Source organism: Streptomyces sp. MUM 2J, assembly GCF_022414535.1.
Taxonomy (GTDB): Bacteria; Actinomycetota; Actinomycetes; order Streptomycetales; family Streptomycetaceae; genus Streptomyces.
This window is the reverse complement of record NZ_JADWYM010000118.1, coordinates 1-844: the sequence shown is the minus strand read 5'-3', so window position 1 is coordinate 844 and position 844 is coordinate 1. Positions and strand designations below refer to the sequence as shown.

1 pseudogene is annotated in these 844 nt (G+C 69.4%); it reads right to left on the bottom strand.

From position 1 onward, the window contains the following. Positions 1-230: 230 nt before the first annotated feature. Positions 231-844: pseudogene (locus tag I3F54_RS31880) on the bottom strand (IS1182 family transposase); the annotation flags it as partial.

Genomic DNA, 844 nt, shown 5'->3' with positions numbered 1-844 from the left:
CTGGGGAATGTGCTCGCCCTCCTGTCGTTCGTGGACGGTGTCCAGGCCGACAGGTCCAAGCAGGTCGATCCCGTGCTCGTCGCGGGCGGTGACGATGTGGGCGGCGGTGACGTAGCCGGCGTCCACGGCATGCTCGTCAGGGAGTAACTCCCTTGTGTCCAGGCCCTGGTGGACAGTCCCGGTCACCTCCGTGTCGCTGACGGTCGCGTCCGTGGTGAGGACATGGGTGATCAGGTGAGGGGTGTCGGTTTCGCAGGTCTCGGACAGGTGGGTCTTGTAGCCGCACCATCCCGCCCCCCGCTTGACGCCGTAGCGGGCATCCGGGTCGTAAGGCGAGGAGAGTCCGGCTCTGCCGGGCGGGAGGCCTTGCCCTCCCGCCAGCACACCTCCTCGCCGTCACGGCGGTACTGCTCGACCCAGGCCCGGCGCAGGACCTGGACAGCGGGGATCTCCCGCAGCCAGGGCGGGGCGCCGGGAGCGAAGGCGGCCTGAAGGACCGTGAAGCCGTCACGGCCAACCTGTTCGGCCCACTCGGTGCGAACGTTGTCGCCCTTGGGGAAGCGGTAGGAGCCGATCCTGGCGCCGTAGCGTTTGGCCCAGTCGGCGCTCAGCAGCGGGACCAGCCATTGCGGGGCGGCGACCGCCAGGGCCTCCAGGGCGGCACGCAGGGTCTCGCCGACGAACTCCATCCGGTTCAGCGTCCGTACCGCTGCCAGGACATGGGTGGAGTCGGTGCGCTGACGGCCCCCCGCACGCAGAAGTCCGAGAGCCGAAATCCGCTCCAGGATCAGGTCCAGGACCTTCTCCTCCATGCCGTGCTTGATCAGCCGGGCGCGGAAGTCGC